This window comes from Rhizobium leguminosarum, from assembly GCF_010668065.1.
GTDB classification, from domain to species: domain Bacteria; phylum Pseudomonadota; class Alphaproteobacteria; order Rhizobiales; family Rhizobiaceae; genus Rhizobium; species Rhizobium leguminosarum_S.
The window spans coordinates 626,362-652,384 of sequence record NZ_WUEN01000001.1 but is presented as its reverse complement, the minus strand read 5'-3'; the positions used below and the strand labels follow the sequence as shown (position 1 = coordinate 652,384).

The following is a 26,023-nucleotide window of genomic DNA, read 5'->3' as shown; positions in this document are numbered from 1 at the left end:
ACCGCCCCCACCTCTTGGCCTCCGGACGGTGGGGGTACTAAGTATGTTGCTGACCCCAGAAGGGATGCCCATGTCCAGACGTCTCGAAGATGCGCGCATCCTCATGTACAGCCACGATACTTTCGGTCTCGGCCATCTGCGCCGCTGCCGCGCCATTGCCCATGCGCTGGTCGAGGATTATCGCGGCCTCAACATCCTGATCATTTCGGGTGCCACGATCGCCGGCGCCTTCGACTACCGCGCCCGTGTCGACTTCGTGAAGATCCCGAGCGTCATCAAGCTCCGCAACGGCGAATATACGTCGCTCGCCAGCCATATCGACCTGCACGAGACGCTGAAGATGCGCGAATCGAGCATTCGCCACACGGCCGAGACCTTCCAGCCCGATATCTTCATCGTCGACAAGGAACCGATGGGACTGAAGGGCGAGGTCGAGGATACGCTCGCCTATCTCAAGGCCCGCGGCACCGTTCTGGTGCTCGGCCTGCGCGAGATTATGGATGCGCCGCATCTGCTCGAGGCCGAGTGGAAGAAGAACAGCATCATGCAGAAGATCGACCAATATTACGACAGCGTCTGGGTCTATGGTCCGCCGGATTTCTACGATCCACTGATCGGCCTCGACGTGCCGGCCAGCCTGCGCCGGAAGATGGATTTCGTCGGCTTCCTGCAGCGCAGCGTCTCCAGGGGCAAGACGTCGATCAACGCCCGCAAGGACAATTACATCCTCGTCACCACAGGCGGCGGCGGCGACGGCTCCGATCTCGTCCACGACGTCATGAACGCCTACGAGGCCGATCCGACGCTGACGCAGAAGGCGCTCGTGGTGCTCGGGCCCTATATGCCGGCCGCCGAGCGCGCCAAGCTGGTGCAGAAGGGGGAAGCCATTCCCTATATCGAGGTGATCGAGTTCGACAATCACATGGAAGAGCTGATCGACAGCGCCACCGGCGTCGTCGCCATGGGTGGCTACAACACCTATTGCGAGATCCTCTCCTTCGACAAACCGGCCCTCATCGTGCCGCGTGTCAAGCCGCGCGAGGAACAGCTGCTGCGCGCCCAGCGGGCAAGCGAACTCGGCCTCGTCGACATGCTGCTGCCGGAACAGTCGGTCGACCCCACAATCATGGCCGAGGCGCTGAAGCGCCTGCCTTCCCGCCAGCCACCGTCGAAGAGCGGCGGCAATATGCGTCTCGAAGGACTGGACCATATCTCGCAGACCGTCGGCCGGTGGATCGACGGCCGCGGCAGCCACCTTTCCCTCGTCGGCGCGGAATAGGGCACAGCCTTGCCGCCACGCCGCAAGATCCTCGTCGTGCTAAAAGGCTATCCCCGCCTTTCGGAAACCTTCATCGCCCAGGAGCTGCTCGGCCTCGAAAAGGCCGGCTTCGACCTGACGCTGATTTCGATGCGCCGGCCGACCGACAAGAAGCGCCATCCGGTGCATGACGAGATCCGGGCGCGCGTCGTCTATCTGCCGGAATATCTGCACGAGGAGCCGATCCGCGTGCTGAAGGGCCTCATCGCCGGTTTCTCCAAACCCGGCTTCAAGGCGCTGATGAAACGCTTCCTCGCCGACCTCAAGCGCGACATCTCCCGCAATCGCTTCCGCCGTCTCGGCCAGGCGCTGGTGCTGGGGCGCGAATGGCCGGACAAGGGTGAATGGCTGCATGCCCATTTCATCCACACACCGGCCTCGGTGACGGAATATGCGAGCATCCTTACCGGCACGCCCTGGACCTGTTCGGCGCATGCCAAGGACATATGGACGTCGCCCGACTGGGAGCTGAACGAGAAACTCGGCAGCGCCCGCTGGACCGTCACCTGCACCAGGACGGGCTACGACCATATGCGGACGCTGACATCACGCAGGGAGGCCGTGCACTTGAGTTACCACGGTCTCGATCTTGCCCGCTTCGGCCATTTTGCCGGCGAGCGTTCAAACCGCACCGGCAGCGAGCCCGCCGACCCGGCCTTCATCCTCAGCGTCGGCCGCGCCGTCGAGAAGAAGGGTTACGACGTGCTGCTGCGCGCGCTGGCGCTGCTGCCCGCCGACCTTCACTGGCGCATGGACCATATCGGCGGCGGCGAGGAGCTTGCGAAACTGAAGGCGCTGGCGACCGAACTCGGCATTTCCGGCCGCATCGTCTGGAAGGGCGCCATGGCGCAGGAAGACGTGCTCGATCATTACCGCCGCGCCGACCTCTTCGCGCTCGCCTGCCGGATCGCCGCCAACGGCGACCGCGACGGCTTGCCGAACGTGCTCGTCGAAGCCTCGAGCCAGCGGCTCGTCTGCCTCTCGACCGAAGTATCCGGCGTGCCGGAACTCTTGAAGAACGGTGAAAACGGCCTCGTCGTGCCGCCGGAGGACCCGGCGCTGCTGGCCAGCGCGCTGGAAGCGGCGATCCGCGACCCGGCACTGCGCAAGCGCCTCGGCGACGCCGCCGAAAGCCAGGTGCGCGAATATTTCGACTATCACTCCAGCATCAGACAGCTCACCGGCCTGTTCGAGGCCGAATGGCAGAAGGCGTCATGACGGCACCGCGTATTTTCTTCTATGTCCAGCATCTGCTCGGTATCGGCCACATAGCCCGCGCCAGCCGCATCGCCAATGCTCTGGTCAAGGACGGTTTTGATGTGACTGTCGTGACCGGCGGCCTACCGGTGCCGGGCTTTCCCGGCGAAGGCGTGAAGACCGTGGCCTTGCCGGCGGTCGTCGCCAGCAATGCCGGCTTCTCCGGCCTCGCCGATGCCGATGGCCGGCCGGCCGGCGAGGATTTCCTCCATGCCCGCCGCCAGCTGCTGCTCGATGCCTTCCATGCCGCAAGACCGGATGTCGTCATCATCGAAGCCTTCCCCTTCGGCCGGCGACAGATGCGCTTCGAACTGCTGCCCTTGCTCGAGGCCATCGACAAGGCCGAACCGCGGCCGAAACTCCTAAGCTCGGTGCGCGACATCCTGCAGGAAAACCGCAAGGCCGGCCGCGACGCGGAGACCGTCACGCTGGTCAAGGAGCACTTCGACGCCGTGCTCGTCCACGGCGATCCCGGTTTCGTCAGGCTCGAGGACACCTTTCCGCTGACACCCGAGATCGCCGACAGGCTGCGCTATACCGGCCTCGTCGCAGCCCCGCCGGCGCCGGAACCGACCGAGACATTCGACATCATCGCATCGGCGGGCGGCGGCGCGGTCGGCGCCGCGCTGATCGGCGCGGCCAAAGAGGCAGCAGCGATGCTGCCGGACAATCTTCGCTGGCTGCTGGTATCAGGCCCGAACCTGCCGGAGGCCGATTTCGCCGCGCTGGCTGAGGACGCGGGCCCGAATGTGACGCTGGTGCGCTTCCGCAAGGATTTTCCCTCGCTGCTGCGCGGCGCCAAGGTTTCGATCTCGCAAGCAGGCTACAATACGGTCGGCGATCTCTTGCGCACCGAATGCCGGGCGATCCTCATTCCCTTCGTCGCCGGCGGCGAGACCGAGCAGACGGTGCGCGCCGAACGGCTGCAGGCGCTCGGCCTCGCCGATATCCTGCCGGAAAACGGACTGACTTCGGGCCATGTGAAAGAGGCGGTCGAAAAGGCGCTCGCCGCACAGCCACGGGGGCCGGTCTTGCTCGACCTCGACGGGGCGGAGAAAACCGCCGGCATCATTCGCTCCATGATTGCCGAATCCCTCGCCTAATCCAAAATTCCTGTGATATAAGCAATGTTCCGGCGAGAATCGGCATTTTTGCAGCCGGTCGCTTCGCCTTGTTTTCATTGCGATATCGGCGGTCCGGCTGCATGATCCTGTTCTCAAAATTCCTTCCCGTCCCGGAGCCCGGATCGCGCCCCCGGAATTTCCCAGCAAGCTGACGGTTAGCCATGGAAAAAAGCCTCGCCCGCTACATCTGGAAGAACACGCGGCTGCAGCAGCTGTGGATTCTGGCTGTCGTCGCTGCCTCGATGGTGCCCTACTTCCTGTCCTTCGACCTGCCGAAGCAGATCGTCAACGGACCGATCCAGGGTGACGGCTTCGAAGGTCCGGGCGCAACGCAGACTTTCATGCACATTGCCTACGACCTGCCGCTGATCGGCCATGTCGAATTCTTTCAAGGGTTGCAGCTCAACCGCTTCCAGATGCTGATGGCCCTCAGCCTGGTTTTTCTGGCGCTGGTGGTGCTGAACGGCCTCTTCAAGTTCTACATCAACACCTATAAGGGCCGGCTCGGCGAGCGCATGCTGCGCCGTATCCGCTTCGAGCTGATCGACCGGGTGCTGCGCTTCCCGCCCATTCACTTCAAGCGGGTGAAATCGGCCGAAATCGCCACCATGATCAAGGACGAGGTGGAGCCGATGGGCGGCTTCACCGGCGATGCCTTCGTCTCCCCTGCCCTTCTCGGCGGCCAGGCGATCACGGCGCTCGCCTTCATCATCGTCCAGAATTTCTGGCTCGGCATGATCGCCGCCGGCATCGTCGGCGTGCAGGCGATCGTCATTCCCCGCATGCGCAAGCGCCTGCTGGAGCTCGGCCGCCAGCGGCAGCTGACGGCGCGCGAGCTGTCTGGCCGGGTCGGCGAAATCGTCGAGGGCATCGGCACGATCCACGGCAACGACACATCCAACCTCGAACGCGCCGACATCGCCTCGCGGCTCGGCCGGATCTTCTCGATCCGCTACGACCTTTACCAGTGGAAGTTCCTGGTGAAGTTCATCAACAACTTCCTCGCCCAGGTCACGCCCTTCCTGTTTTACGCGATCGGCGGCTACCTGGCGCTGCAGGGCCGGCTCGACATCGGCCAGCTCGTCGCCGTCATATCAGCCTACAAGGACCTGCCCGGTCCGCTGAAGGAACTGATCGACTGGGACCAGATGCGCCAGGACGTGCAGGTGAAGTACCAGCAGGTCTATGAGCAGTTCAATGTCGAGCCGCTGATCGACAGCCGCATCCAGGAACTCGCAACCGCCCCGGTCGGCGCGCTGACGGGCGCGTTCGTCGTCACCAACCTGTCGCTCTCCGACGACAGCGGCGCCCGCCTCGTCGACCACGTCTCCGTCGAGATCAAGCCGAACGAGACGGTGGCGATCGTCGGGCCGAACGGCAGCGGCGCGGAAGCCTTCGCCGAAGCGCTCGGCCGCATGGTCTGGCCGGACTCCGGCCGCATCACCATCGACGGCCGCGATCTCCTCGACATGCCGGAATCGATCACCGGCCGGCGGATCTCCTATGCCTCGTCCGACACTTTCTTCTTCCACGGCACGCTCGCCAGCAATCTGCTCTACGGCCTGAAACATGCGCCGATGACCGATCCGGTTTACGACGAGCGGGAAGCGCTGGAGTATAAATGGCATTCCGCCGAGGCGGAGAAGGCCGGCAATCCGACGCTCGACCTCAACAGCGACTGGGTGGACTACAAGGCCGCCGGCGCCAGCGGGCCCGAGGACATTCTGAAAGCGATCCGCCCGGTGCTCGACGCCGTCCTGATCTCGCAGGACATCCTCGATCTGGCGCTGCGCTCGACCGTCAACACCGACGTGCATGTGGCGCTCGGCGACCACGTCGTCGCGCTACGCGCCTCGCTCAGGGACCGGCTGCGCGACGAGGGGCTCGACACGATCGTCGTGCCTTTCGATTTCGATGCCTATAACGGCCAGGCGACGGTCGGCGAGAACCTGCTCTTCGGCACCATGAAGCGGCCTTTGATGACCAACCGCAGGCTTGCCGCGCATCCCTATTTTCAGCAGCTCTTCCGTGAGACCGGCCTCAGCACCGATCTCTACGCCATGGGCCTCGAGATCGCCGAGAACGCGGTGGAACTCTTCCACGACCTGCCGCCCGACCATCCATTCTTCCAGCAACTAACCTTCATGACGGCGGACGACATTCCGACCTACCAGGCGCTGCTGCAGAAGCTGCAAAGCCGCCGCTTCGAGGACGCCACGCCCGAAGAACGTTCGGCCATCATCCGGCTGAGTTTTGCCTATATCGAGCCGCGCCACCGCTTCGGCTTGCTGTCGAACGAGCTCATGGACAAGATCGTCAGCGCCCGTAAGCAGTTCCACGAGCATATTCCGGCCGATCTCGCCGAGCTGATCGAGCGCTACGACGCCGAGCGTTTCACCCCGTCGGCAAGCCTGATGGACAATGTGCTCTTCGGCCGTATCGCCTATCAGCAGGCCGACGCCTCCGATCGCATCCGTGGCATCATGGGCGAACTCTTCGATGCGCTCGACCTTTATGACGACGTGCTGTCGATCGGGCTCGAATTCGACGTCGGCTCCGGCGGCAAGCGACTGACCATGGTGCAGCGCCAGAAGCTGAATCTTGCCCGCGCGCTGTTGAAGCGCTCGGACTATTTCATCTTCAACCGGCCGCTTTCGGCGCTTGACCAGCGCGTTCAGGATCAGATCACCCGCAACATCATCGAGGGCCTGCACGAAGAGGGCCATCGCCCGGCGATCATCTGGGTGCTCTCCAACGCCCGGCAGGCGGAGATGTTCGACCGGATCCTGCTCTTCGACCGCGGCGGATTGGCGGAGGCCGGGAACTATCCGGAACTTTCCGAGAAAAACGGGATGTTCAAGGAACTGTTATCGTAATATTCTATAGGGGCGGCGATGGTGGGTGTTCCCGATGGGACGCCTTGGAGTTTTGAAGACGCCTGGTCCCCGCGGACCCTGCGTCAGGGGATTGAAACGCTCATGCTGTTGAGAGACGAAGTCGAAATGCTGCGAAGGGTGCCGATCTTTTCAAGGATCGCGCCAGCAAAGCTCAAGCTTTTGGCTTTTACCTCCGATCGCATGACCTACAAGGCCGGGCAGAACCTCTTTCATCAGGGCGATGTCGGTGATGCCGCCTACGTCATCCTCTCGGGTACCGCCGATATCGTCGTCGACTCGCCGGCCGGCGAGATCAAGGTCGCCGACGTCGAACCCAATTCCATCGTCGGCGAAATCGCCATCCTCTGCGACGTCTCGCGCACGGCAACGGTACGCGCCACCTCGCCGCTCGAGGTGCTGCGCATCAGCAAGGAGCACTTCCTGAAGCTGCTCAGCGATTTCCCGGAAATGGCCGTGGAAATCATGCGCGTGCTGGCCGACCGCCTGAACCACACCACGGCGGAGCTGACCGCGGCCCGCGCGGCGAAACAGCCGCAGATGGCGCAGTAGGATTCAGCTATAGGATTTGGGTGGCCAAACGATCCTCACTTGCCCTCATCCTTGAGCAAGGCAAGCAACTCGGCACGCTCGCGCGCCATCTCTCCCTTAATGACTTCATGCGGGATCCAGACAGCGTTCGGATCATCGGCTTCCCGGATTGCTTCCTCGACCCGTTCGAGAAACCATCCCTCGTATGCCGCCGCCTCGTGAGTTCGCCGCAAAGCCTCAGCACGATCCGGTCCCACTTCTCTCCCAGGCATGGCTTCCTCGCAAAGTCCTATTCGCGCTGCTCCAGCGCCCTGCTGAAGGCGAGTGCTGCAAGCGTGCAGAAGGCGCCGGAAAGCAGGTAGTAGCCGACGAAGGTCAGGCCGAAGCGGCTGGAAAGGCTGAGCGCCACCAATGGCGCAAAACCCGCGCCGATCAGCCAGGCCAGATCCGAGGTGAAGGCCGCACCCGTGTAGCGGTAGCCGCGGCCGAAGCGGGACGAGATCGAGCCCGTCGCCTGGCCGAAGGAAAGGCCGAGCACGCCGAAGCCGATGATGACGAAAGCGTCATGGCCGCTGTTGCCGGATGCGATCAGGCTCGGCCCGACAAAGCTGAAGACGGCGATGATGACGGCGCAGATGGCAAGCTGGGCGCGCCGGCCGATACGGTCGGCGATCAGGCCCGAGGCGATGATCGTGAGGATGCCGACCGCGGCGCCGATCACCTGCACCACCATGAAGGTGCCGATCGGCTGGTTGCCGTAAAGGCTCATCCAGCCGAGCGGGAAAATGGTGACGAGGTGGAACATCGCGAAGCTTGCGAGCGGCACGAAGGCGCCGATCAGAATGTCACGGCCGTGAACGCGCAGCACGTCGAGAATGGGAGCTGCTTCCAGCTCATGCTGCTCCAGCAGCGTGCCGAATTCCTTGGTCATGACGAGCCGCAAACGCGCAAACAGCGCTACGACGTTGATCGCGAAGGCGACGAAGAAGGGATAACGCCAGCCCCAGGAGAGGAAATCCTCACTGGAAAGATTGGCGACGAAATAACCGAACAGGGTGCTGGCCAGCGCAAAGCCGATCGGCGCGCCGAGCTGCGGGATCATCGCATACCAGCCGCGGTGCTTGGCCGGCGCGTTTAGCGCAAGCAGCGAGGCAAGGCCGTCCCAGGCGCCGCCGAGCGCGAAGCCCTGACCGAGGCGGAAGAGCGCCAGCAAGGCGATCGACCAGACGCCGATCTCGTTGTAACCCGGCAGGAAGGCGATCGAGGCGGTGGAGCCGCCAAGCAGGAAGAGCGCGATCGTCAGCTTGGTGCCGCGGCCGTACAGCCGGTCGATCGTCATGAAGACGACGGAGCCGACGGGGCGGGCCAGGAAGGCAAGCGAGAAGATGGCGAAGGAATAGAGCGTGCCCGTCAGCCTGTCGGGCGCGAAAGGGAAAATCAGCTGTGGAAAGACCAGGACCGAGGCGAGACCGTAGACGAAGAAATCGAAGAATTCCGACATGCGGCCAATCACCACGCCGATGGCGATACTACCAGGCGAAACCGGCTTGTCGTCGTGAATGCGCCGTGCGTCGCGTTCCAGCGACGACGATGACGGTCCGTAATTAGATGTTGTAGCCATGAAACGCCTCCCTCGTTGAAGCGCTTTCGGCAAGGCGCCTCAGCCTGATCTTGATCAAACCTGCAGGCTTATCAAGTCCGTAAGACGTAAATAGTTCATCATCACGGCTCAAAATGAGGCTTAGGCGGAAAAAATAGCGTGATCCGGACCGCGATTTTTCCTGGGGACGCTGGCTTGGCCGGCTCTTGCGGATATATTGGAACAAAACATGCGCTGGCGAAAGAATCCTTCTTGATTTCATCAGGATTCCAAAGCTGTAGTGCACGATGATTTGTGCCGCAGTGCGGCATGATTGCTGCACTGCGACCAAACACCTCATGTCGCTATCAGGTTCAGTGCGTTAGTCGCGGAACGAACGAAACAACAAGAGCTTAGAGACGTGCTAAAACTGGTGAAGTTTTCCCGCCTTCTATCCGTCTTGCCGCTGCTTTTCCTGGCAGGATGCAACATGGTGGTCATGGCGCCCTCCGGCGACATCGCCGCGCAACAGCGCGATCTCATCGTCATCTCGACGGTGCTGATGCTTTTGATCATCATCCCGGTGATCTTCCTGACGCTGTTCTTCGCGTGGCGCTACCGCCGCTCCAATACGGCCGCAACCTACGCTCCGGAATGGCACCATTCGACCCGCCTCGAAATCGTGATCTGGGCAGCGCCGCTTGCGATCATCATCGCGCTCGGCGCCGTAACTTGGATTTCAACCCATAAGCTCGATCCCTACCGCCCGCTCGACCGCCTCGATGCGGAGCGCGCCATTCCGGCCAATACCAAGCCGCTGATCGTCGAGGTCGTGGCGCTCGACTGGAAGTGGCTGTTCTTCTATCCCGAACTCGGCATTGCCACCGTCAACGAACTCGCTGCCCCGATCGACATGCCGATCAATTTCAAGATCACCGCCTCTTCGGTGATGAACTCCTTCTATATCCCTGCCCTGGCCGGCCAGATCTATGCGATGCCCGGCATGGAGACGAAGCTGCACGCCGTCATCAACAGACAAGGCGAATATGAAGGCTTCTCCGCCAACTACAGCGGAAGCGGCTTCTCGCACATGCGCTTCAAGTTCCACGGCCTCGACCAGGCGGGCTTTGACGCCTGGGTGGCTGCGGTCAAGCAGCAGGGCACGATGCTCAACCGCGACGCCTATCTCAAGCTCGAGAAGCCGAGCGAGAAGGAACCGGTGCGTTATTATGCCGGCGCCGATGCCGACCTTTACAACGCCATCCTCAACATGTGCGCCGCTCCGGGCAAAATGTGCATGAACGAGATGATGCACATCGACATGACGGGCGGCGGCGGCAAGGAAAGTGCGGAGAACCGCGAGAAGCTGCGATACGACGACCGTCATGCCGACGAAGGCATCGTGGCGCCCGCCGCCACCGTGCCGGCGACCGGGGCTCCGGCCCGCAGCGAACCTGCCGAGCGGACCGACGGCAACAGCATGCAGCACGACATGCCCGGCATGCCTGGCACGCCTGGAATGGACATGCAGCATGAGGGTCATTCCATGCCCGGCATGAGCAATGGCGCCGATCCGGCGCCGGCGCAGCTCAACAACAACAATTAACCTGGCGCTTTGCGTCGCAAGACATAATGAACGGGTTGTTCCATGTTTTCCAATCCTGACCTCCTGAAGTTCGTCTTCGGCCGGTTGACCCTCGATGCCATCCCCTATCACGAGCCGATCCTGGTCGTGACCTTCATAGGCGTCGTCATCGGCGCCATCGCGGTGCTCGGCATCATCACCTATTTCAAGTTCTGGGGCCCGCTCTGGCGTGACTGGATCTGCAGCGTCGATCACAAGAAGATCGGCATCATGTATGTGATCCTGGCCGTCATCATGCTGCTGCGCGGCTTCTCCGACGCGATCCTGATGCGCATCCAGCAGGCGATCGCCTTTAACGGTTCGGAGGGCTATCTGCCGCCGCACCATTACGACCAGGTCTTCACCGCCCACGGCGTCATCATGATCTTCTTCGTGGCGATGCCCTTCGTCACCGGTCTGATGAACTTCGTGGTGCCGCTGCAGATCGGCGCGCGCGACGTCTCCTTCCCCTTCCTCAACAACTTCTCCTTCTGGATGACCACCGCCGGCGCGATCATCATCATGCTGTCGCTGTTCATCGGCGAATTCGCCCAGACCGGCTGGCTCGCCTACCCGCCGCTGTCGGGCGCGGCCTACAGTCCGGGCGTCGGCGTCGACTATTATATCTGGGGCCTGCAGGTGGCCGGCGTGGGAACGACGCTTTCGGGCATCAACCTGATCGCCACCATCGTCAAGATGCGTGCGCCGGGCATGACCTTCATGAAGATGCCGGTCTTCACCTGGACGGCGCTTTGCACCAACGTGCTGATCGTCGCCTCCTTCCCGATCCTGACGGCAACGCTGGCGCTTCTGTCGCTCGACCGCTACGCCGGCACGAACTTCTTTACCAACGACCTCGGCGGCAATCCGATGATGTACATCAACCTCATCTGGATCTGGGGTCATCCGGAGGTCTACATTCTTGTGCTGCCGGCCTTCGGCATCTTCTCGGAAGTCGTCGCCACCTTCTCCGGCAAACGCCTGTTCGGCTACGCCTCCATGGTCTACGCGACCTGCGTGATCATGATTCTCTCCTACATCGTCTGGCTGCACCACTTCTTCACCATGGGCTCGGGCGCCAGCGTCAATTCCTTCTTCGGCATCACCACGATGATCATCTCCATCCCGACCGGGGCGAAGATTTTCAACTGGCTCTTCACCATGTATCGCGGTCGCATCCGCTTTGAGGTGCCGATGCTGTGGACGGTCGGCTTCATGGTGACCTTCGTCATCGGCGGCATGACCGGCGTCATGCTTGCCGTGCCGCCGGCCGACTTCGTGCTGCACAATTCGCTGTTCCTCATCGCCCACTTCCACAACGTCATCATCGGCGGCGTTCTCTTCGGCATGTTCGCCGGCGTGAACTATTGGTTCCCGAAGGCCTTCGGCTTCAAGCTCGATCCCTTCTGGGGCAAGATGAGCTTCTGGTTCTGGCAGATCGGCTTCTGGTTCGCCTTCATGCCGCTCTATGTGCTCGGCCTGATGGGTGTCACCCGCCGCGTCAGCCAATTCGAAGATCCGTCACTGCAGATCTGGTTCATCATCGCCGCCTTCGGCGTCGGCCTGATCGCGCTTGGCATCGCCGCCTTCCTGATCCAGATCGTCGTCAGCTTCATGAAACGCGAGGAATTGCGCGACGACAGCGGCGATCCCTGGGACGGCCGCACGCTGGAATGGTCGACCTCCTCGCCGCCGCCGGATTACAACTTCGCCTTCACGCCGGTGGTGCACGATCATGACAGCTGGTACGACATGAAGAACCGCGGTTATGCGCGTCCGCTGGAAGGCTTCCGGCCGATCCATATGCCGAAGAATACCGGCACCGGCGCGATCCTGTCGGCCATCAGCGTCGCCCTCGCCTTCGGCCTGATCTGGTATATGTGGTGGCTGGTGGTCGTCTCCTTCGCCGCCATGCTGGTGGTCGCGATCGGCCATACCTTCAACTACAGACGTGACTTCCACATCCCCGCCGAAGAGGTGACCGAAACGGAAGGCAAGCGCACCGCGTTGCTTGCCGAGCAGGTGTGATGACCATGAGCGATCAGACTATCGACACGGCCGAAAAGCCTGAATTCTACCTGACGGAAGACCTTCATCCTGAGAACAGCACCAATCTCGGCTTCTGGCTCTACCTGATGAGCGACTGCCTGATCTTCGCCGTGCTGTTTGCAACGCACGGCGTGCTCGGCCGCAATTATGCCGCGGGCCCCTCGCCCGCCGATCTCTTCGATCTGCCGATCGTTGCCCTGAATACCTCGATGCTGCTCTTCTCCTCGATCACCTACGGCTTCGCCATGCTGCAGATGGAGCGGAACGCGAAGGCGGAAACGCTGTTCTGGCTTGGCGTGACCGGCTTGTTCGGCGCGGCCTTCATCGGGCTCGAACTCTACGAGTTCGTCCACCTGATCCATGAAGGCGCCGGGCCGACGCGCAGCGCCTTCCTCTCCTCCTTCTTCACGCTCGTCGGCACTCACGGGCTGCATGTCACCTTCGGCATCATCTGGCTGATCACCCTGATGGTGCAGGTGTCGATGCACGGGCTGATCGAGGCCAACCGCCGCCGCCTGATGTGCCTCTCGATGTTCTGGCACTTCCTCGACGTCGTCTGGATCGGCGTCTTTTCCTTCGTCTATCTGCTGGGAGTTCTCGGATGATTTCGCAAGCACCCGCACATGAGGATGCCCACGAGGCACACCACGGCCACAGCCACGGCCATCAGGCCGGCCATGGCACGTTCCGCAGCTACATGACGGGCTTCGTGCTCTCCGTCATCCTGACCGCCATTCCCTTCTGGCTGGTCATGGCCGGCGTCTTCGCGAGCCCCGTGCTGACGGCGGTGCTGGTGATGGGCCTCGGCGCGATCCAGATCGTCGTCCATATGGTGTTCTTCCTGCACATGAATACCAGGAGCGAGGGTGGCTGGACGATCATGGCGCTGATCTTCACCCTCATCATCGTCGCCATCGCGCTCTCCGGTTCGCTCTGGGTCATGCATCATCTCAACACCAATATGATGCCGATGAGCCCCGAGATGATGAAGAACATGCCGTGACGGTCACGAAGGGGCGGCGGCAGCGTCACCCGCAGGCTCCCTCGGAAAAATCGGCTGGACGGCATTATCGGGTAAAACGCGCGATCTTCACCGTCTGTCTGGTGCTGCTTGCCGCAGCACTCGCCGCACTCGGCACCTGGCAGGTCGAGCGCCTTGCCTGGAAACGCGATCTCGTGGCCCGAGTCGACCAGCGTGTGCGTGCGCCACCCGTGCCGGCGCCTGCACAGGCCGACTGGAAAAAGGTCAATGCCACCGATGACGAATATCGGCGGGTGACCGCGGTCGGAACGCTGGCGAACGACAAGGAAACGCTGGTCTATGCCTCGACCGCGCTCGGTCCGGGTTATTGGATGATGGTGCCGCTGACGCTTGCCGATGGGACATCAATCCTCGTCAATCGCGGCTTCGTGCCGACCGACAGGCGCGACCCGGCCACGCGGCGCGAGGGGCAACCATCAGGCCCGGTCGAGATCACCGGGCTGATGCGGATGACGGAGCCGAAGGGATCGCTGCTGCAATCGAACGACGTCGCCGCCGACCGCTGGTATTCGCGCGATGTCGCGGCGATCGCTGAAAAGCGCGGCGTCAGTGCGCCAGCGCCTTATTTCATCGATGCCGATGCCATGGCCAACCCGGGCGGTCTGCCCGTCGGCGGCCTGACGATCATCGCCTTCCCCAACAACCATCTCCTCTACGCGATCACCTGGTACGGGCTGGCGGCGATGGTGCTGGCATTGCTCCTCTTCATTCTTCGCGGCGAGAGGGCAACTCGCATGATGCGGCGGTGATCATTCCTATGAAGCGATCCGGCTGATCGCCTCGGCGAGCTGCGCCTGCGAAAAGGGTTTGCCGAGGCGGGGCAGGTCGACGATGCCGGCGCCTTCGGGGATCTCGGCGTAACCGGTCGCGAGGATGATCGGCATGTCGGGCCATTCGCTGCGGATCGCCTGGGCGAGCTGCGCGCCCGTCATGCGCGGCATGGCATGGTCGCAGATCACCAGGTCGACCTGCTCCTTGCGCAGGATGTCCAGCGCCTCGGGGCCCGCCATCGCCTCGAACACGGTATGGCCGAGATCCTCCAGCATCAGCGTCGTATTCATCAGGACCAGACCATCGTCATCGACGGCGACGATGCGCAGCCGGGGCGTCGCGTTTTCCTCCTGCCGCGGCCGCTCGGCGGTGGACTCGGTCGTCTGTTCGACGCTTGCGACCGGGAACCACAATTCGACCGTCGTGCCTTCGCCGAGGCTGCTCTTCATCATCAGGCGACCGCCGGACTGGGACGCAAGGCCCTGCACCATGGAAAGGCCGAGACCGGTGCCCTTGCCGACGCCCTTGGTGGTGAAGAACGGCGTGATGGCCTGCTCCAGCGTCTTGGCATCCATGCCCTCGCCTTCGTCGATCACCGCGATACGGACATAACGGCCGGGCGGCAGCGGGTTTTTGCCTGACGGCAGCGATTCCTCGGACGCGCGAAGCATGATCCGGCCACCCGAGGGCATTGCATCGCGGGCGTTGACGACGAGGTTCAGGATCGCCATCTCCAGCTGGTTCGGATCGGTCATGATCGTCGGCAGCCTGACGGGGAAAGAGGTCTTGATCACGGTGAGCGGGCCGAGCGAACGGCTCAGCATATCCATCATGCCGCGGACCAGGCCGGAGACGTCGATCGGCTCCATGTGCAGTTCCTGCCGGCGGGAAAAGGCCAGCATGCGCTGCGTCAGCGCGGCACCCCGCTGGGCGCCCTGCATGGCGTTGTCGACCAGCGATGTCAGCGAGAGATCCTGCGGCATGCGTTTCTTCAGAATTTCGAGACTGCCGAGCACAGCCATCAGCAGATTGTTGAAATCATGGGCGATACCGCCGGTCAATTGACCGATCGCCTCCATCTTCTGCGACTGGAAGAGCTCTTCGCGCGCCTGCTCCAGTGCCCGCTGGGTCTCCATCTTCTCGGTGATATCGCGGGTGATCTTCGCAAAACCGAGCACATCGCCTTCCTCGTCCCGGATGGCGTCGATGACGACGCTGGCCCAAAAACGGGTGCCGTCCTTGCGAACGCGCCAGCCTTCCCGCTCGAAGCGGCCCTCGGCGCGCGCGATGCCGAGCGCTTTTTCCGGAACGCCGGCTTCGCGATCCTCGGGAGTATAGAAGGTCGAAAAATGCCGGCCGATGATTTCTTGCGGCCGATAGCCCTTGATACGCTCGGCGCCGAAATTCCAACTGCTGACATTGCCGCCGGGATCGAGCATGTAGATCGCATAGTCGGAGACGCCCTGGACCAGCCGGCGGAACTGTTCCTCGCTCTGGCGGATCGCCTGTTCAGCGGCTCGGCGTTCGGTCAGGTCGCGGGTGATCTTGGCATAGCCGATGAGCTCGCCGGAAGGACGACGGATCGGATCGATGATCACATGCGCCCAGAAGCGGCTGCCATCCTTGCGCTGGCGCCAGCCTTCTCCCTCGAAGCGACCGTGCTCCGCCGCCGTGGCCAGCGCGCGCGCCGGTAGTCCCGCGGCGCGGTCCTCTTCCAGATAGAAACGGGAAAAATGCTCGCCGAGAATTTCGGGAGGCTTGTAACCCTTGAAGCGCTGGGCGCCGGTATTCCAGCTGGTGACGATGCCCTCGGGGCTCAGCATATAGATGGCGTAGTCGGTGATGGCATCGACCAGAAGGCGAAAGCGTCCCTCCTCGTCAAGAGACGTGTCATGTCGATTAAGCACTTCCATCGGCCCCTCGGAGTCACCAGCGCTTTATAACGCAGCAGCGGGCGGATGGTTCCGAAACGGCCCGAATTTCAGACGGCCTTGACCTGCGGGTAGAACCGCTCGCTGACACGCTCGGCAGCGGCATAGGCCTGCGAGACGATCTCCGGCACGAGATCGATATCGGGCAGGCTGCCGAGACCGAGCGGGCCGACGGCAAACAGCCCGGCGACCGTCGATCCGTCCTCGAGGAAGGGCTCGCCGCGCGCGTTGACCGCGAGCCCCAGCGAGAGCTCGTCCGGCATGGCGAGGCCGGCGGAAAGCAGGCTCTGCATCAAGGGCGCTGAAAGATCAGGCGCCTGGCAGCGGCAATCGATGATGCGCTCGGCATGGATGACCTCTTCGGCGGTGGAACCGGCCGGCGTGAAGAACAGGCCGCTCAGGCCCCGGCGGCCGGCCTGGCCGCGGCGCAGCACCGTGCGGCCTTCGGCGAGCTCACGTTTCAGGCGCAGGTGCATGGCCTCCGGCAGGCGGTTGCGATGGCTGTCGTAGATTGCCCTGAGATGGCGGTTGAACTGATGCTTGTCGCGGGCCGGCAGCGAGCGCCAGAGCGAGCGGGCATGTTTTCTGAGGCCGTTCATCACCGATTGCCAGCTTCGTCCCGTTTCTTCGGCCTCGCGACAGGCTTCACGGATGAAGCGCACGATCTCCGGCAGGCTCTGCGGCAGCGTTTCGGCCGGGAAGACCGGATCGGCGGAATTCGGCGTATGGCTCTGGGGCAGGAAGCCGCGCCTTGAAATGATCGTCACCTGGCCCGTGTAACCGGAATCGCGCAGCTGCAGCAGCTGATCGACGACGCGGATGCCGCTGCCGAGCAGCACCGCATGCGGCCGCGCGACGAGGCGCTGGGCCCGGACCGGCGAAGCGTCCTCACCGCCGGCATCCGGCGCCGTCAGGCCGTAGCCGGTGGCGAGGATGACGGTATCGAACAGCGGATTGGCGGGATTGGCGCTTTCGAGCAGGAAGCGGTTGCCGTGGCTCCTGCGGATCGCCACGACCGGATCGTTGCAGACCTGGACGGTGATGTCCCTGCGCGCGGCGAGTGCTTCCGAAAAGCGCTGGTAGACATAATCGCTGAAGATTTCCTTCGGCACGAAAATCTGCCGGAATCCGGGAATGGCGGCCGGCACGGCGGCGCGGAAGGCGGCATTGCTGCAGAGCCAGTCGTTGAAATCGTCGTTGTCGCCGACCGAGACCGAGAGATCGCGCACGCGAGTGTTGAGGATCGTCGAGGAACGGGCCGAAGCCAGCGCCTGCCCACCGCTGACCGACGAATTCGGATCGAACAGCTGCAGGTGGAAGGGCGCGCGCACCGTCTTCATCAAGGCGATGGCCGTCATCATGCCGGAAAAGCCGCGCCCGACGATCGCAATGCGCGGTACGGCCGATATCTGCGCCGCCGCATTGGCTCTGGCGGAAAAAAGTCCCTGAACCGTCATCGCAACTCCTTTGCGGCTTCATCCGCACCCTGGGTCGATCGAGGTTTCAACGCATATAACAGCGGTTCACGCGTTGATGAGGTTCATGCGGCCATTCACAACACCTGCCGCGGCATCGGGGTCCGAACCAGCGGCCCCGCAACAGAACTAGCGGAGCAATCACACTCGTCCATAGTCTATCAAACTAGTAGTGTATGAAAGCGCTAAATGGCGCAGGTGGCAAGAGGTTTGTTGCCACATCTCTTCAAACTATTGAAATAAAACATAATTTAGACGTATTCCGCGAAAGCTTGGCCGACCTGTGCTCACCGAACCGCGAATTAATCTTGAAAATGTCGGGTGGGCAACGACCTCAACTACCCTCACCCGGATATTGTTTTGCCTTCAGCAGGCCGGCCAGATGCACCGTGTTGCGCGCCAGCATGTCGACGGCTTTGGTCACGACCTTCGGCACCTTGTCGAGATCGACGAAATTGGTGGAACCCATTGCCTCGCCGACCCAATAGGCGACCGCATTGGCCGGAATGGTGAAGCCGACGTCGTTCAGCGCCTGGAAGAGCTCGGCCGACACATGATGGGCGCCGTCCTCATTGCCGACGACGGCAACGGCCGCGACCCTGCCATAGGAGACCATGCGTCCTTGATCGTCGGTCTCCTCGAGGAAGGCGTCCATGCGCTCCAGCGCCCGCTTGCAGACACTGGATGGCTGACCGAGCCAGATAGGCGTCGCCATCAGCAGGATATCGGCGGAGAGCACCTTGGCGCGAATATCGGGCCAGTCATCGCCGGCGCCTTCGTCCGAGGTGACGCCCGGCTTGACGTTGAAATCGGCGAGCCGAAGCACTTCAGTGACGACGCCGTGCGCGGACATCGCCTTGTCGATCAGTCCGATCATCCGGTCGGTCGAGGACGCATCCTTGGCGTCGCTGGTCTTCAGCGTGGCGTTGAGGGCGAGGGCTTTGAGCGGCATGGGTCTCTCCGGCACCGGTCGGCGGTTGGCGTTCGCCTGCTGCAATCCGTTCGCGCGCAGATTGTTCCGCCCGGATGCGAGGAGACCTCACGTAAAAATAACCAACTGGTGAATTCTTTACTTGAACCCCCAAATGGAATCGGCAAAAGTGAAGGTGCTATCAATCCCTTCATGGATTTGCCGTCTTTTCGGGCCAGCGTCCGACCACACATCTATTGGAAAAAATACCGTGAGCAGCGATGCGTTAATACGCGCGACGAAGCCTTCGGCTTCGATGGCGCTTGCAACTGCGGCAGGCTGGGGCCGAGGCCTCTTCACCTTGGTGCGTATCACCATGATGGCCTTCCGCCACCCCTGGCAATCCGGCTTTGCGATCGGCGCCACGCTTGTGGCCTCCACCTTCCAGCTGATGATCCCGCGCCTTCTCGGCCAGGCCGTCGACCACACGCAGATGGCGATGAGCGGCGGTGCGGCGGGCCAGGCGGCGCAAGACGCGCTTCTGACCACGGCATTGCTGCTGCTCGGCGCCAGCGTGCTGCGCGGCCTCTTCACCATGGTTCAGAACTATTACAGCGAAGCCGTCGGCCATCACATCGGCTACGAGTTGCGGCTGGCCTGCTACGAAAAGATCCAGCGGCTCTCTTTCAGCTTTCATGACACCGTGCATTCCGGCGACCTGATCACCGTCGGCCTGCTCGATCTCGAAGGCGTGCGCATGTATTTTTCCACCGCGCTCGTCCGGATGATCCTGCTGTCGATCCTGATCGGCATCGGCGCCCATATGCTGCTGTCGACCGATGTCGTGCTCGGTCTCCTGGCGCTGAGTTTCGTGCCCTTCGTCGGCTGGCGCTCGTCGGTGACGCAACTCAAGCTACGCGCCACCTGGCTCGACCTGCAGGAGCGGCTTTCGGTGCTGACCCGCATCATGGAGGAAAATCTCGGCGGCATTCGCGTCGTGCGCGCCTTTGCCGCCCACGAACACGAGATTTCGAAATTCGAGGCGGCGTCGAAGAGCGCGCTGGCGCTCGCCCACCAGCGCGTCGGCATCCGCGTTACCAACACCAGCGCCATGACCTTCTCCTTCTTCGTGGCGATGGGCCTGGTGCTCTGGGTCGGCGGCGGCAAGGTGATGTCGGGCGAAATCACCGTCGGCACGCTGGCCTCGTTCCTGACCTTCATGACCATCCTGCAGATGCCGGTGCGCCAGCTCGGCCTGATGGTCAATGCCTTTGCCCGCGCCTCCACCTGCGGCTCGCGCCTCTTTGCCCTGCTCGACCTCGACATCGCGATCAAGGATGCGCCGGATGCCAAGGAATTGGCGGTGACGGACGGCGTGCTGCGCTTCGAGAATGTCAGCTTCTCCTATCCGGGCTCTGAAAAACGCACCGTGCTCGACGATGTATCCTTCGAAGCCAGGCGCGGCCAGACGATCGGCATCGTCGGGCCTCCGGGCAGTGGCAAGTCGACGATCGCCCATCTCATTCCCCGCTTCTACGACGTCAGCGGCGGTAAGATCACGATCGACGGCCAGGACATCCGCAAGGCGACGCTGCAATCGCTGCGCCGGGCGGTCGCCGTCGTGCAGCAGGATTCCTTCCTGTTCACGACGACGATCGAAAACAACATCGCCTATGGCGACCCGTGGGCGAAGGAAGGCCGCATCGAACGCGCCAGTGAAAGTGCCCAGCTGCACAATTACGTGCTCGGCCTGCCCACGGGCTACGGCACCGTCGTCGGCGAACGCGGCGTTTCGCTGTCCGGCGGCCAGCGGCAGCGTCTTTCGATCGCCCGTGCGCTGATGCTGAAACCGGCGGTGATGGTGTTCGACGATTCGACGGCGGCAATCGACGCCGCCACCGAACAGCGCATCCGCGGCGCCATGCGCCGCTATGCCGCCGACCGCGTGACGATCGTCGTCGCCCACCGCCTGAGCTCGCTGATGCATGCCGACCAGATCCTGTTCGTCGAGGACGGCCGGATCGTCGAGCGCGGAACGCATGAAGCGCTGCTTTCGCTCGGCGGGCGCTACAAGGCGCTCTACGACCTGCAAGTGCGGCCGGGCGACGAGGTCTTGAGCGCCTAGCAATGAATTCCCTTCTTCTGCCCCCGGGGAGAAGAGCGGACAAGCAATACTATGCAGGCCACCGGACGTGATGGCCGCGGGAGGAATGGCATGGCCGAGGAACTGGAAACCGAGCGTCCCGACGTTCGCGAGGATGGACGCCGCCCGCCGCGAGCGGTGGTCGGTTCACATCGCGTCGAGGAGGAGATGTTCGGCAAGGCCTTCGACGGCAATATCGTCAAGCGCATCTGGGTTTTCGTTCACCCCTATCGCCGCCAGGTTCTGTGGTCGGTCGTCGCCGTTCTGACCTTCACGATGATGCAGCTCACCATCCCCCTGATCATCCGCTATGCCATCGACCACGGCATGTCGCCGGGCGGCAACCATTCGGCACTGGTGTGGTCGATCGTCGCCTTCACCATCGCCATATCAATCAATTATGTGGCAAGCTATGCGCAGGAAACGCTGGTCGGCGGCGTGGCGGAAGACGTGCTCTTCGATATCCGCAAGGCGATGTTTTCGCATCTCCAGCGCGTCTCGCTGTCCTTCATGGACAAGACCGAAGTCGGCCGGCTGATGTCGCGCCTGCAGGGCGACGTCAACTCAATGCAGGAATTCCTCGAAACCTCGGTGCTGTCAGTCGGCGACATCGTGCTGCTCTTCGGCATCGTCTTCGTGATGCTCTATCTCGATTTCAAATTGGGGCTGCTGACGCTCTCGGTGCTGCCGGTGCTGTTCATCGTCCGGCTGTTCTGGCTGCCGCTGGCGCGCAAATCCTTCATGGCCGCGCACGAGACCAATTCGGTCGCGAATGGTGCGCTTGCCGAAGCGATCCACGGGGTGCGTGCCGTCCAGAGCATGGATAGGCAGGGCGTCAACTTCACACTTTACGACGACAAGGCGCATGCCAACCTCAAGACGCATCTGACGGCGGCGCGCTACGCGCAGGTGATGGTGCCGATCGTCGACAGCCTGACCGGCGTGGCGATGGCGCTCGTCATCGTCGTCGGCGGCGCCCGCGTTCTCAATCAGGCACTCGATGTCGGCGTGCTCGTCGCCTTCCTTTTCTACATCCAGCGCTTCTTCGACCCAATCCGTTCGCTGACCCTGCAATATTCGGTGATGCAGCGCGCCATGGCGTCGGGCCAGCGGCTGACCGAAGTGCTCGACGTGCCTGTCGACATCAAGGACGCGCCCGATGCCAAGGCCTTGTCGCGCGACATGGACGGATCGGTGGAATTCAAGGACGTCGTCTTCGGCTACAATCCGAAACATCCGGTGCTGAAGCACGTCAGCTTCAAGGTCAATCCCGGCGAGACGGTGGCGCTGGTCGGGCCGACGGGGTCCGGCAAATCGAGCTGCATGTCGCTGATCCATCGCTTCTACGACGTGCAACAGGGCCAGGTGCTGGTCGGCGGCGATGATGTGCGTGATCTGACGCAGGATTCGCTCGGAGCGCAGATCGCCATGGTGCTGCAGGAACCCTTCCTCTTTACCGGCACCGTCTTCGAAAACATCCGCTACCACAAGCTGGAGGCGACGCGCGAGCAGGTGATCGAGGCGGCCAAAGCCGTCGGCGCGCATGATTTCGTGATGCGCCTGCCCGATGGTTACGATAGTGTCCTCGGCGAGCGCGGCGGCAACCTTTCGCTTGGCCAGCGCCAGCTTTTGAGCTTCGCCCGCGCATTGGTTGCGGACGCGAAGATCCTCGTGCTCGACGAGGCGACGGCCAATATCGACAGCTATACCGAGATGCTGATCCAGAAGGCGCTGGTGAAGCTGCTCGAAAACCGCACCGGCCTCGTCATCGCCCATCGCCTCGCGACGATCCGCGAGGCGGACCGCATCATCGTGCTGCAGAACGGCGAAATCATCGAAAGCGGCGACCACCGCCAGCTGATGAAGAACGGCAAGCTCTATTCCAAGCTCTACAATCTGAACTATTCCTCCTTCGACGACATTCCCGAAGATGTGCTGGAAGAGACGACGGCAGCGGAGTCGGCGACGTGATCTCAGGCGACATGCATTAATGCCTGTCGCAAAGTTTGAACGAACAAACGCCTTGCTGCCGCATTTATTTCCTATCGGGGGACAAGTGCCATTGAGGAGAATGTTATGAAGAGAGTTATTAGCAGCCTGTTGATCGCAACGGCCCTTGTTGGATCGGCCATTCAGCCAGCTGCCGCGCGTGATCGCCATCACGACAATACTGGCCGAATCATCGCCGGCGGCGTTGCCGCAGGCGTCGTCGGCGGCCTGATCGGCGGCGCAATCGCCAATGGCGGCCCTCGCTACGTTGATGAAGGCCCTCGTTATGTGGAGAGCCCCCGCTATGTCGAACCCCAGCCGAGATGCTGGTATGAGGACCGCGACGTTCGCAACCGCTATGACGGCGGCTACCACGCCGAAACCGTGCGGGTCTGCGAGTAAACACTGAACCTTTGGCAGCGGCGTTGATCCCATCGCCGCTGCTTTTGTCTCTCGGCCGAGGTTGCTCCCGCGCAGCCTCGGCTTTTCTCTGCAAAAAATTACGGTTGCCATGCGGCCGGCTGTCATCCTGATGTCAGAGACAAGCAATAGCTGAGAGCCGATGAATGATGGTCCAATGAACGGCGGCAAGACGCCAAAAAAAGAGCGCATGCGCTTCGTCAGCGCCGAGCAGGTGGCGCAATTGGCGGGCGTTTCGCGCTCCGCCGTGTCGCGTACCTTCACGCCGGGCACCAGCGTAGCGCCTGCAACGCGCGAGAAGGTGCTGCAGGCGGCGCAAGAACTCGGCTACCACGTCAACGACCTGGCGCGCGGCGTGCTTGCCAACCAGAGCCGCCTGGTCGGCATCGTCGCGACCCGGCCGGAAGTGGGTTTTCGCGCCCATCTGGCCGCAGCGCTTGCCAAATGCCTGATCAAACGCGGCAGCATCCCGATTCTCATCAACACCGGCCAGACGGAAGACGAGCTGCTTGCTGCCCAGAAGATGCTGATCGGCCACCGTGCCGAGGCGATCATCATCCTGTCCGGCTCGCCGCCGGCGAGTTTCTTCGAACTCGCGCAGCGAAATGGCCAGCCGCTCGTCGTGATCGGCCGTTCGGAACCCGACGCCGACCATGTGCGCGCCGGCAACTTCGAGGCCTCCCGCAAGGCGGCGACGGCCTTTTTCGAAAGCGGCAGACGGCGGCTGGCGGTCGTCGGCTCCAACACTGGAACGCCTTCCATCATCGAGCGCGAAAGCGCCTTCCTGTCGACGGCCGAATCGCTCGGTGTCTCCGTCGTCGTCGGACGCGGCGGCGATTCCGACTATGACGGCGGCGTCACCGCCGCACGCGCGCTCTTCTCGCAGGCAATAAAGCCCGACGCAGTCTTCTGCGCCAACGACCAGATCGCTTTCGGACTGATGGATGTCGTACGCCTGGAAACGCGGCTGCGCATCCCCGAGGATGTCGCCGTCATCGGCTTCGACGACGTGCCGGAATCCTCCTGGCTGAGCTACCGGCTGACTACCTTCCGCCAGGATCCGCAGACCATGGCGCAGCGCGCCGTCAAACTGATGGAGCGGCGGCTTGAAAACCCGGGTTTACCGCCGGGTTACGAACGCGTCATTCCGGAGCTCGTCATCCGACAGAGCTTCAGACCCTGACCCTCCTCCACGGCTTTTCGCAGGCGCCATCCTGTGGCAAGAAGGGCTGACGCTTTATTTGACGCATGTCGTTACCCCAAAACCGCTGCACAGTTTTGGGCGACATGCATTGGGGAGGAACATCGCCGGAGATGAAGGGAATTCGCCAGCTCGCCGAGCATCTCGACATTTCGATCGGGACCGTATCCCGTGCACTGAACGGCAAGCCCGACGTCAACGACGAAACGCGCCGGCGCGTGCTCGCCGCCGCCGAGGAGCTCGGTTACGTCGCCAACCAATCGGGCCGCAGCCTTCGCCAGGGCATGACCAACGTCATCGGGCTGATGCTCGAAGTGAGCCGCGAGACGGTCGAAAACAGCGACGACTTCTTCCTTGGCGTCACCGACGGGCTGCAGAGCGTCTTTTCCCGTCACAAGCTCGATCTCGTCATGCTGCCCTGCCCCGATGACGAGGACCCGCATGAATATCTGAAGCGCATGGTGGCGCGCCGGCTTGTCGATGCGCTGATCATCTCGGCGACACGGCGCACCGATAGGCGTATCGAGCTTCTGGAAAAGGCCCGTATCCCCTTCGTGGCGCTTGGCCGCAGCGCGTCGGGCGGCAGCTACACCTGGATGGACCTCGATTTCGAGGGCGTGGCGGCGCGCGGCGTCGACCGGCTGGTCGCCAGAGGTCACCGGCGGATCGCGGTGGCCGCCCCCTCCTCCGACATCAATCTCGGCTACGTCTTCCTCGACGCCTACCGCCAGGCGCTTGAACGGCACGGTATAGCCTTCGACCCGGCCCTCGTCATCCGGGTCAAGTCGAGCGAACAGGGCGGTTATCAGGCCGGCCACGAATTGCTGATGATCGAAGAGCGGCCGACGGCGATCATCCTGATCCACGAGCTGATGGCGATCGGGCTTTACCGCCGGCTCGCCGAGGCCGGCATCGTGCCCGGCCGCGACCTCGCCGTCGTCGGTTTCCGCGAGGAGCCGCGCACGCATTTCCTGCAGCCGACGCTGACATCCTTCCGCATGTCGCTACGCGATCTCGGCGCGCAGCTCGGCGAAACCCTGCTCGCCACCATGCCGGCCTATGCCGATCATTATCCGCAGGGCGCCCGAAACAGGATCTGGCCGCTGGAACTCGTTCCAGGCGAAAGCGACGCTTTCACGCTCAATCAAAGAAATAGAGCATGATATCGTCCGCACACCGTCAGGCATGATCAGCACCGGCGCTACTTACCAATCCCAATGATGTATCGCATCCTGCTACCTACGCCGGATACTTAGCCATCACCCCAGCTGCGGCTTGCTGCAAAGGCGACTTCGGCTTCGGTGCGCGCGGTGCCGCTGGCCGCAACGCTGTCGCGTTGCCTTTTCGGCAATCAAAACATCGAAAATCGGCGCTTTTTCGCAACGCCATCCTTTGACATACTCGTCTCAAGTCAAGATTGAGGTGCGGCCGGATGGCCTATGTCATTACCGATCCCTGTATCGACGTTAAGGATGGCGATTGCACGGTCGCCTGTCCCGTGGACTGCATCTACGAAGGCGGACGGATGTTCTACATACACCCAGGCGAGTGCATCAATTGCGGCCTGTGCCTGTCGGTCTGTCCGGTCGATGCCATTTCATGGGACGAGGAAATTCCGCACGACAGGGTGCAGTTCAAAGCCGTCAATCAGGACTTCTTCGGCCCCGACGTCACCAACTGGGGCTCGCCCGGCGGCTGGGACAAAAACCATACGACCAATCGCGATCACCCGCTCGTCGTCGCCTATGAAAGAGCCTGATTGAGA

20 protein-coding genes and 1 pseudogene are annotated in these 26,023 nt (G+C 62.6%); 16 read left to right on the top strand and 5 right to left on the bottom strand.

Annotated elements, in window-relative coordinates; all coding sequences use genetic code 11:
* The first annotated feature begins 70 nt into the window (after positions 1 to 70).
* The 5 genes from GR198_RS02955 (at position 71) to GR198_RS02935 (ending at position 7,145) form a co-directional block, all read left to right on the top strand.
* Positions 71 to 1,279, top strand: coding sequence for a glycosyltransferase family protein (locus GR198_RS02955; protein ID WP_018071536.1), 1,209 nt, complete (start codon positions 71 to 73; stop codon positions 1,277 to 1,279).
* Positions 1,280 to 1,288: 9 nt separating this feature from the next.
* A complete protein-coding gene (locus GR198_RS02950; protein ID WP_164067317.1) occupies positions 1,289 to 2,536 on the top strand; it encodes a glycosyltransferase in 1,248 nt (415 codons plus the stop codon).
* Positions 2,533 to 3,678 carry a glycosyltransferase family protein gene (locus tag GR198_RS02945; RefSeq protein ID WP_032983976.1) on the top strand — a complete coding sequence of 382 codons (1,146 nt, stop codon included), beginning with the start codon at positions 2,533 to 2,535 and terminating at the stop codon, positions 3,676 to 3,678. The genes GR198_RS02950 and GR198_RS02945 overlap by 4 nt, the downstream gene beginning before the upstream one ends.
* Positions 3,679 to 3,860: 182 nt before the next feature.
* Positions 3,861 to 6,575: an ABC transporter transmembrane domain-containing protein gene (locus GR198_RS02940; protein ID WP_029872145.1), complete on the top strand. Its 2,715-nt coding sequence runs from the start codon at positions 3,861 to 3,863 to the stop codon at positions 6,573 to 6,575.
* A gap of 102 nt (positions 6,576 to 6,677) precedes the next feature.
* On the top strand, positions 6,678 to 7,145 hold the full coding sequence (locus GR198_RS02935) for a cyclic nucleotide-binding domain-containing protein (RefSeq protein WP_029872144.1): 468 nt from the start codon (positions 6,678 to 6,680) through the stop codon (positions 7,143 to 7,145).
* Between the two features lie 35 nt (positions 7,146 to 7,180).
* Here the strand turns inward: GR198_RS02935 and GR198_RS02930 are convergent.
* Together GR198_RS02930 and GR198_RS02925 are read right to left on the bottom strand one after the other, a co-directional pair.
* Positions 7,181 to 7,375 (bottom strand): annotated as a pseudogene (locus GR198_RS02930) (hypothetical protein); the annotation flags it as partial.
* A gap of 38 nt (positions 7,376 to 7,413) precedes the next feature.
* Positions 7,414 to 8,745 (bottom strand): MFS transporter, encoded by a 1,332-nt coding sequence (locus tag GR198_RS02925; protein ID WP_029872142.1) that lies wholly within the window; start codon positions 8,743 to 8,745, stop codon positions 7,414 to 7,416.
* A gap of 379 nt (positions 8,746 to 9,124) precedes the next feature.
* On the opposite strand from GR198_RS02925, the gene cyoA reads away from it, so the two are divergent.
* From cyoA to GR198_RS02900, 5 genes are read left to right on the top strand one after another with little or no spacing between them, the layout of a single operon-like run.
* Positions 9,125 to 10,309 carry a ubiquinol oxidase subunit II gene (gene cyoA, locus GR198_RS02920; RefSeq protein WP_164067315.1) on the top strand — a complete coding sequence of 395 codons (1,185 nt, stop codon included), beginning with the start codon at positions 9,125 to 9,127 and terminating at the stop codon, positions 10,307 to 10,309.
* 42 nt (positions 10,310 to 10,351) lie between these two features.
* Complete coding sequence (gene cyoB / locus GR198_RS02915) at positions 10,352 to 12,355, top strand: cytochrome o ubiquinol oxidase subunit I (protein ID WP_029872140.1); 2,004 nt, start codon at positions 10,352 to 10,354, stop codon at positions 12,353 to 12,355.
* Positions 12,356 to 12,360: 5 nt separating this feature from the next.
* Positions 12,361 to 12,981 (top strand): cytochrome o ubiquinol oxidase subunit III, encoded by a 621-nt coding sequence (gene cyoC / locus GR198_RS02910; protein WP_029872139.1) that lies wholly within the window; start codon positions 12,361 to 12,363, stop codon positions 12,979 to 12,981.
* Positions 12,978 to 13,379, top strand: coding sequence for a cytochrome o ubiquinol oxidase subunit IV (gene cyoD / locus GR198_RS02905; protein ID WP_017991919.1), 402 nt, complete (start codon positions 12,978 to 12,980; stop codon positions 13,377 to 13,379). Before cyoC ends, cyoD begins: the two co-directional genes overlap by 4 nt.
* The gene (locus GR198_RS02900; RefSeq protein ID WP_029872138.1) at positions 13,376 to 14,167 is read left to right on the top strand and encodes an SURF1 family protein; all 792 of its coding nucleotides are present in this window, start codon (positions 13,376 to 13,378) and stop codon (positions 14,165 to 14,167) included. The genes cyoD and GR198_RS02900 overlap by 4 nt, the downstream gene beginning before the upstream one ends.
* A gap of 6 nt (positions 14,168 to 14,173) precedes the next feature.
* Here the strand turns inward: GR198_RS02900 and GR198_RS02895 are convergent, their stop codons facing one another.
* The 3 genes from GR198_RS02895 to GR198_RS02885 form a co-directional block, all read right to left on the bottom strand.
* Positions 14,174 to 16,102, bottom strand: a complete 1,929-nt coding sequence (locus GR198_RS02895; protein ID WP_029872137.1) for a hybrid sensor histidine kinase/response regulator — start codon at positions 16,100 to 16,102, stop codon at positions 14,174 to 14,176.
* A 68-nt stretch (positions 16,103 to 16,170) separates the two neighbouring features.
* Entirely contained in the window at positions 16,171 to 17,577 is a 1,407-nt protein-coding gene (locus GR198_RS02890; protein WP_029872136.1) for an FAD/NAD(P)-binding protein, read from the bottom strand.
* A 352-nt stretch (positions 17,578 to 17,929) separates the two neighbouring features.
* Positions 17,930 to 18,547: a flavodoxin family protein gene (locus GR198_RS02885; RefSeq protein WP_029872135.1), complete on the bottom strand. Its 618-nt coding sequence runs from the start codon at positions 18,545 to 18,547 to the stop codon at positions 17,930 to 17,932.
* 121 nt (positions 18,548 to 18,668) lie between these two features.
* Between GR198_RS02885 and GR198_RS02880 the strand changes: the two genes are divergently transcribed.
* From GR198_RS02880 to fdxA, 6 genes are all read left to right on the top strand, one after another.
* A complete protein-coding gene (locus GR198_RS02880) occupies positions 18,669 to 20,630 on the top strand; it encodes an ABC transporter ATP-binding protein (protein ID WP_029872134.1) in 1,962 nt (653 codons plus the stop codon).
* A 90-nt stretch (positions 20,631 to 20,720) separates the two neighbouring features.
* Positions 20,721 to 22,619, top strand: coding sequence for an ABC transporter ATP-binding protein (locus GR198_RS02875; protein WP_029872133.1), 1,899 nt, complete (start codon positions 20,721 to 20,723; stop codon positions 22,617 to 22,619).
* Between the two features lie 105 nt (positions 22,620 to 22,724).
* Positions 22,725 to 23,039, top strand: coding sequence for a hypothetical protein (locus GR198_RS02870; protein WP_029872132.1), 315 nt, complete (start codon positions 22,725 to 22,727; stop codon positions 23,037 to 23,039).
* Between the two features lie 160 nt (positions 23,040 to 23,199).
* Entirely contained in the window at positions 23,200 to 24,240 is a 1,041-nt protein-coding gene (locus GR198_RS02865; protein ID WP_029872131.1) for a LacI family DNA-binding transcriptional regulator, read from the top strand.
* A 131-nt stretch (positions 24,241 to 24,371) separates the two neighbouring features.
* Positions 24,372 to 25,421, top strand: coding sequence for a LacI family DNA-binding transcriptional regulator (locus tag GR198_RS02860; RefSeq protein ID WP_029872130.1), 1,050 nt, complete (start codon positions 24,372 to 24,374; stop codon positions 25,419 to 25,421).
* 269 nt (positions 25,422 to 25,690) lie between these two features.
* Entirely contained in the window at positions 25,691 to 26,017 is a 327-nt protein-coding gene (fdxA, locus tag GR198_RS02855; RefSeq protein ID WP_029872129.1) for a ferredoxin, read from the top strand.
* The last annotated feature ends 6 nt before the right edge of the window (positions 26,018 to 26,023 follow it).